This window comes from Dietzia timorensis (assembly GCF_020742175.1).
GTDB classification, from domain to species: domain Bacteria; phylum Actinomycetota; class Actinomycetes; order Mycobacteriales; family Mycobacteriaceae; genus Dietzia; species Dietzia timorensis_A.
Window position 1 is genome coordinate 1 of the sequence record NZ_DYXM01000101.1, and the last position, 6,925, is coordinate 6,925.

The following is a 6,925-nucleotide window of genomic DNA, read 5'->3' on the forward strand; positions in this document are numbered from 1 at the left end:
GCTTGCGGCGCGGCTCAAGCGGGCCGGCGTGCCAACGATCGTCGTCGAGCGCAACGAGCGGGCCGGAGACTCGTGGCGCAAGCGCTACAAGTCCCTCCACCTGCACGATCCGGTGTGGTACGACCACATGCCGTACCTGCCGTTCCCTGACGACTGGCCGGTGTTCCCGTCCAAGGACAAGGTTGGCGACTGGCTCGAGCACTACGCCGACATCATGGAACTCAACTACTGGTCCGGCACCGAATGCGTGGGCGCGGAGTTCGATGAGGCCGCTGGGACGTGGAAGGTGCGCGTCAACCGTCGCGGCGAGGACGTCGAGCTGCGGCCGACCCAGCTCGTGTTCGCGCTCGGGGTGTCGGGGTACCCGAACACTCCGTCGTTCCCCGGGGCGGATTCGTTCGCGGGTCAGCAGTGTCACTCCTCGGAGTTCACCGGTGAGGAGGATTACGAGGGAACGCGCGCGGTGGTGATCGGCTCGAACAATTCTGCGCACGACATTTGCGCGACGCTGTGGCAGAAGGGCGCGGACGTGACGATGGTGCAGCGGTCCTCGACGCACATCTCGCGCAGCGAATCGCTCATGGACCTCGGGTTGGGGCCGCTGTATTCCGAGGAGGCGCTGGCGAACGGCGTCACCACCGAAAAGGCGGACATGCTGTTCGCCTCGTGGCCGTATGCGTTGCTGCCGGACGCGCAAAAGCCGGTGTACGACGCGATGGCCGAGCGCGACGCCGAGTTCTACCAGCAGCTACGGGATGTGGGGTTCGATCTCGATTTCGGCGAAGACGGATCGGGTCTGTTCGTGAAGTACCTGCGCCGGGGGTCGGGATACTACATCGACGTCGGGGCGAGCCAGCTGCTCATCGACGGCGAGGTCGCGCTGGCGAGCGGGCAGGTCGAACGCATCGAGTCCGACGCGGTCGTGTTGGATGATGGGACGCGGCTGCCGGCGGATCTCATCGTGTATGCGACCGGTTATGGCTCGATGAATCAGTGGCTCACCGACATCATCTCGCCCGAGGTCGCCGACCGCGTGGGCAAGGTGTGGGGCTTCGGCTCGGACACAAAGCGCGACCCGGGGCCTTGGGAAGGGGAGCTGCGCAACATGTGGAAGCCGACGAATGTCGAGCAGTTGTGGATCCACGGCGGCAACCTGCACCAGTCGCGGCACTACTCGAAGTATTTGACGCTGCAGCTCAAGGCTCGGATGGAAGGTATTTCGACGCCGGTGTACGGGTTGCAGGAGGTGCATCACACGGAGTGATTTTCGGCGAAGGTGCGTATTCGCGCAGGGAGGTTGATTCGGCCTCGGGCGTGCGCGAAGCGAAAACGACATGTCCGGCCGATTTCACGCAGGCTCGCCTACGTGAAATCGGCCGGGCGCGGTGTTTCGACTGGCGCCCATCTGTCGTACGAGGAATTAGTCGACTTGGACGAGCGCCAAGCTATGGACGAGGTAACGCCCGGTTGGGGCCGTGGTGTCCCGCGTGAACACGGTATTGACTCGATCGCTGGTATCGCTCGGCGGTGATCAGTGCACCTTCCACTGCGGTGGCATTGGAACGGGGAATGACAACGCTGTCGATCCAGAGGAACCCGAGAAGACTCGTGCGCTTCGGCTCGCGGGTCCCGTGCATAGCAAATGGCCAGGAGGTCAGAACTCCTCGGGGATGAGCTCCGGGCGGGATGCCAGTGGTAACTCGAATCGAATCATTGCCCCGCGGAGGGTAGGGGCGCAGGGGGTCGTGCTCCAGAATGGCCCAACGTTGGTGCACAGCGTTGAGGTTGATCATCGCCAGAAATGAGAATCGGCCCGCGATCAGAACATCTGATCGCGGGCCGATTCATCGGCGGCGGGCGGGATTACCCGAGCGAGAGCCCGTAGCCGCCAGCCTTCTTGGCCTTGTTGCCCGAGGACTTCTTCTCGGTGGAAGGCTCTTCGAGCGGAGCCGACTGGGCGGAGCCTTCGGATTCCTCGTTGGCCGAATCCTCGGTGGAAGCCTCGTCAGCCTGCGTCTCCGCGGTAGGAGCCTCGGTGGCCGACTCTTCTGCCTTGGGGGACTCGGCCTCGGTGGACTCTGCCTCGGCGACCGCTTCGTCGTCGTCCGATTTCTCGGATTTGGACGAATCGGACGCGCTGGCCGCTGCCGTTGCCGCGGCTCCAGCACCGGCGCCGACCGCGGCTCCGCCGATCTTGATGCCCGACGACTTCCGTGCGCCCGCGCTCTTGCCTCCGAGCGAGAGTCCGCCACTTCCGGCCTTGGGTGCTCCGCCCGTCTGGGAGGGAGCCTCGGCCTTCGAAGCTTCCTCGGACGTAGCGGATTCGGTGGACTCACTCGATGTGGACTCGGCCGATTCCTGCTCAGCGCCCGACGCGGCCGGTGCATCCGCCTCGGAAGCGGAGTTGTCCTCGGTGGTCTCGGACTCCTTCGAGGCGCCCGGTGCCGGCGCGCTCGATGCGCCCGGAGCCTTGGCCTTTCCGCCGAGTGCGAGCCCGCCGCCGGCCTTCGGGGCGCCGGACTTCGGCGCATCTGCCGCCGGGGTGCCTTCGTCGCCATCGGCCTTCTCGGACTGAGCCGAGTCGACCTTGGACTCCGAATCCCCCGTCTCGGAGGCGTCCGCCGGGGTCTCCTTCTTCGCTCCGCCCGGAGCAGGCGCCTTGGAGCCGCCGGGGGCTGCGGCCTTGCCGCCGAGCGCGAGACCGCCCGACTTCGGGGCGCCCTTCGACTCGGAAGCCGGGGCCTCGTCCGCCGAGGAATCGTCCTTCTTCGCGCCTCCCGGGGCAGGAGCCTTAGCTCCACCCGGAGCTGCGGCCTTGCCGCCAAGGGCGAGTCCGCCACCGGCAGCGGCGCCGGCCGCCGCGCCCGCAGCGGCCTTGCCCGCAGTCGAACCGGACTTGTCCGTATCGGTTTTGGCTTCGGCGGCTTCCGTAGCCTCGGAGTCCTCGGACTTCGGCTGCTTCTCGGCCTCCATGGGCTTCGCCGCAGCGGCCTTGTCCTCCTCGGCCTTCTTCTTCTCGTTCTCCGCAGCCTCGAGCTCTGCCTTGGTCGGCACCCCCGGGCCACGGGAGTCGAGCCACTCGACCGCATGGGGGTCGGGAAGTTCGCCGTCACTCGTGACGGATTCGAGAAGCATCTGCGAGACGTCGACGACCTCGACCTGGCCCTCTTTCTCGGTGCCGTCGGTTTGTGCCGTCGTGCCGTCGGTGAGCATGACGCGGCAGAACGGGCAGCCCGTCGCGATCTTCTCCGTATCGGTCGACAGTGCCTCGTCGACACGGTCGATGTTGATGCGCTTGCCGATGGTCTCTTCCATCCACATGCGCGCGCCGCCGGCGCCGCAGCACATCGAGCGTTGCCCGTGGCGGGGCATCTCGCGGAGCTTCGCGCCCGCTCCGTCCATGAGCTCGCGCGGGGGCTCGTAGACCTGGTTGTGGCGACCGAGGAAGCAGGGGTCGTGGTAGGTGACGTCCTGGCCCATCGGCGACACCGGCACGAGTCGCTTCTCCCGTACAAGACGGTTGAGCAGCTGCGTGTGGTGGACCACCTTGTACTTGCCGCCGAACGGCCCGTACTCGTTCTTCAGCGCGTTGAGGCAATGCGGGCAGGTGACGACGACCTTGCGGTCGGGCTCCGCGACACCGTCGAACGCGTCGTTGATGGTCTCGATGTTCTGCTGCGCGAGCATCTGGAACAGGAACTCGTTGCCCGCGCGACGGGCGGAGTCGCCGGTACAGGTTTCGCCCTGGCCGAGCACCGCGTAGGACACGCCGGCCGTGTGCAGCAGCGTGGCGACAGACTGCGTCGTCTTCTTCGCGCGATCCTCGAAGGCGCCGGCACAGCCGACCCAGAACAGGTACTCGGTGTCGCCGAGGTCCTCGACATCCTGGCCGATGACCGGCACGTCGAAGTCGAGTGCCTTGGTCCAGTCAAGGCGAGCGCTCTGGTTCTGGCCCCACGGGTTGCCCTTGTTCTCGAGGTTCTTGAACAGGCCCGCGAGCTCGGACGGGAAGTCCGACTCCAGGAGCACCTGGTAGCGGCGCATGTCGACGATGTGGTCGACGTGCTCGATATCGACCGGGCACTGCTCGACGCACGCGCCGCAGTTGGTGCAGGCCCACAGCGCCTCGGGGTCGATAATTCCGGAAGCGGCGACGTCACCCTCGATGGTTTCGCCGACGAGGGGACGCTGAGCCTCGATACGCGCGGCCTCGGGGATCGCGGAGAGTTTCGCCTCGTCCGGGTTGCCCTCGGAGTCGACGAGGCCGACCTCTTCGCCCATCTCCTGCTTGCCGCCGGCGAGCAGGTACGGCGCCTTCGCGTAGCCGTGGTCGCGCAGCGACATGATGAGCAGCTTCGGCGACAGCGGCTTGGCCGTGTTCCACGCCGGGCACTGCGACTGGCAGCGGCCACACTCGGTACAGGTGGTGAAGTCGAGCCAGCCCTTCCACGAGAAGTCCTCGATCGCGCCGACACCGAGCTGCGGCTCCGGAGCGTCCTCCTCCTCGGACATCTCCTCGACCTTTTCCATGGTGAGGGCTTCGCCGTTCTGCGTCATCGGCTTGACGGCGCCGAGCGCCGTGCCGCCCTTGGGATCGCGCTTCGTATAGATGTTGAAGAACGCGGAGAAGCGGTGCCAGGCGACGCCCCAGGTGATGTTGCGGCCGACGATGTACAGCCACACCATGCCCGAGAGCAGCTTGATGAGCGCGAAGATCGAGACCATCAGCTCGTTGGCCGGGAGGATCTGCGACAGCGGACCGGTGACGAAGTCCGTGGCCCAGTGGAAGTGGTCACCCTCGGCGGCCTGCAGCGAGAGCTTGCCCGCCTTGACGAACACCATGCCCAGGCCCTCGAGGAGGACGACTGCCTCGACGAAGTACGCCGCGCGCATGTCCGAACCGGTGAAGCGCGAGATGCCCGAGCCGCGGTTCGGGTTGTTCTTCTGGCGAATGCCGATGAGGACGAGGATGCCGACCACGGTGCCGAGACCGAGGAGCTCGTCGATGAAGTGGTAGATCGCCAGGTTGGACAACCACGGCCAGCCCGCGTGCGGGTTGAACGTCTGGATGTAGGCCTCGAACCAGACGATCGCGCCGAGAAGGAAGCCGATCATCACCATCCAGTGGAAGATGCCCACCGAACGGATCCTGATCATGCGCGTATGCGCGATGAATTCCTTGATCAACGTGGCGAGGCGCGGGAAGAAGGGCAGCCAACGGTTATAGCCGTCCTTCTGGCCAAGCCGAATGGTGTTGACCATTCGGAACGCACCGCTAAGGAAGGACCACCAACAGAACAAACTGACGATGGCCCCGATAGTGCCGAGGGTGATAGTCACCGGTGACATAAGGGCAGCGGCCTTTCGTAGCTCTCTCGGCGCGGCCGCCGGGGATTCCCGGTGGCGAAGAGGTTTGGGCTTCGCCGCGATACCTGAGTGGTACCTATGGCAATTTCCAAGCCTTCTCCGCCGTGGACCCCCTAGTGGGCAGGACGGCCCCGCGCAGAATTGTCTTTCTTTACCGTAGGTTACGGGCACCGAAATTTATAACTCATCGGTAGGGTATCCATACTTTGAGCAGGACTTACGGCCAACCGGGGGTGAGGGGTGCCACACAGGGGGAATCGGCCGATCCCGGGCGGCTTGTGGGGCGAGATTCGGCCGAATTAGTTGAGGATATTCTCATGATTCCCGCGATGATTTCGCGCTTGCCGTCGTTGTTCTCAACTACTCTGGGCCCATGCTGTTCGCGTTCTCCATCGCCCCCGCCACCGCGCCCGATCCGGACGGCTCGATGAGCGCCGCCGTCGCCGAGGCCATCCGCGTCGTGCGCGCCTCCGGCCTGCCTCACGAGACCACCTCGATGTTCACCACCATCGAAGGCGAATGGGACGAGGCGATGGCTGTGATCAAGGCCGCCACGGACGCAGTGCTCGCCGTGTCTCCGCGGGTCTCGCTCGTCCTCAAGGCCGACCTGCGCCCCGGCCACACAGGCGAGCTCACCGGCAAGGTCGAGCGGGTGGACGCCCGCCTCGAGTCCTCGGCGCAGGGCTCGGCGAGGGACACCGATGGATAAAACGTTGTCGGATAAGACACCGCTGGATGACGTCGCAGGCCACTTCCGAGGAAAGGTCGCTATCGTCACCGGCGCGGCCAGCGGGATCGGGGCGGCGTTGGTCACGCAGCTCGCCGAGTGCGGCGCGCGCGTCGTGGCCGTCGACCGGGCCGAAATCTCCGGTCCGCAGCCCGGCGTTCTCGCGCTGTCCGGGGATGTGAGCGACTCCGACGTCATCGCGCGGTCCATCGAGCTGGCCGAGACCGAGTTCGGCCCGGTGGACATGTATTTCGCCAACGCGGGCGTGATGGGCGGGGCCGACATCGGCACCGAGGACGAGTGGGCGACCGGGATGGACGTGAACTTCTACGCGCACGTCCGCGCCGCGCGACTCCTCGTGCCCGGCTGGGCCGAGCGCGGGTCCGGGCATTTCGTCTCGACGGCCTCGGCGGCGGGGCTGCTCACGCAGGTCGGGGCGGCCGTGTACTCCGCGACCAAGCACGCCGCGGAGGCCTTCGCCGAGTGGCTGTCGGTTACCTACGGCGACTCGGGCGTCGGCGTGACTTGCCTGTGCCCGATGGGCGTGGACACGGCGCTGGTCCGAGACGGCGCGGCGTCGGCGGACCCGCGGGCGCGCGCCGCCATCCGGGCCGTCACCTCCGCGGGTGCGGTGCTTTCTTCCGATGACGTCGCACGCCAGACCCTCGCGGCCGTCGCGGCCGGCGAGTTCCTCGTCCTGCCGCACCCGGAGGTCCGGGACATGTGGCAGGGCCGCGCCGGCGACACTCAGCGCTGGATTTCCGGAATGCGGCGCTACCAGGCAGCTGTGCGGGCGGCCGAGGACGGGTAGCCCCTCCGAGCGGGCGCCGC

Annotated in this window: 4 protein-coding genes; 3 read left to right on the forward strand and 1 reads right to left on the reverse strand. The window is 66.6% G+C overall.

Annotated elements, in window-relative coordinates; translation table 11 throughout:
• The coding region (locus tag K8V11_RS05190; RefSeq protein WP_303911374.1) for an NAD(P)/FAD-dependent oxidoreductase at positions 1 to 1,264 on the forward strand (1,264 nt) is incomplete at its 5' end.
• Positions 1,265 to 1,863: 599 nt separating this feature from the next.
• Here K8V11_RS05190 and K8V11_RS05195 read toward each other — a convergent pair.
• Complete coding sequence (locus tag K8V11_RS05195) at positions 1,864 to 5,349, reverse strand: heterodisulfide reductase-related iron-sulfur binding cluster (protein ID WP_303911376.1); 3,486 nt, start codon at positions 5,347 to 5,349, stop codon at positions 1,864 to 1,866.
• Between the two features lie 391 nt (positions 5,350 to 5,740).
• Between K8V11_RS05195 and K8V11_RS05200 the strand changes: the two genes are divergently transcribed.
• Complete coding sequence (locus K8V11_RS05200) at positions 5,741 to 6,076, forward strand: thiamine-binding protein (RefSeq protein ID WP_303911378.1); 336 nt, start codon at positions 5,741 to 5,743, stop codon at positions 6,074 to 6,076.
• Between the two features lie 4 nt (positions 6,077 to 6,080).
• Positions 6,081 to 6,905 carry an SDR family oxidoreductase gene (locus K8V11_RS05205; protein ID WP_303911380.1) on the forward strand — a complete coding sequence of 275 codons (825 nt, stop codon included), beginning with the start codon at positions 6,081 to 6,083 and terminating at the stop codon, positions 6,903 to 6,905.
• The last annotated feature ends 20 nt before the right edge of the window (positions 6,906 to 6,925 follow it).

Excerpts from the sequence above, each read along its gene's own strand:
- K8V11_RS05200 (WP_303911378.1), top strand. The coding sequence starts at position 5,741 with ATGCTGTTCGCGTTCTCCATCGCCCCCGCCACCGCGCCCGATCCGGAC.
- K8V11_RS05195 (WP_303911376.1), bottom strand. The coding sequence starts at position 5,349 with ATGTCACCGGTGACTATCACCCTCGGCACTATCGGGGCCATCGTCAGT.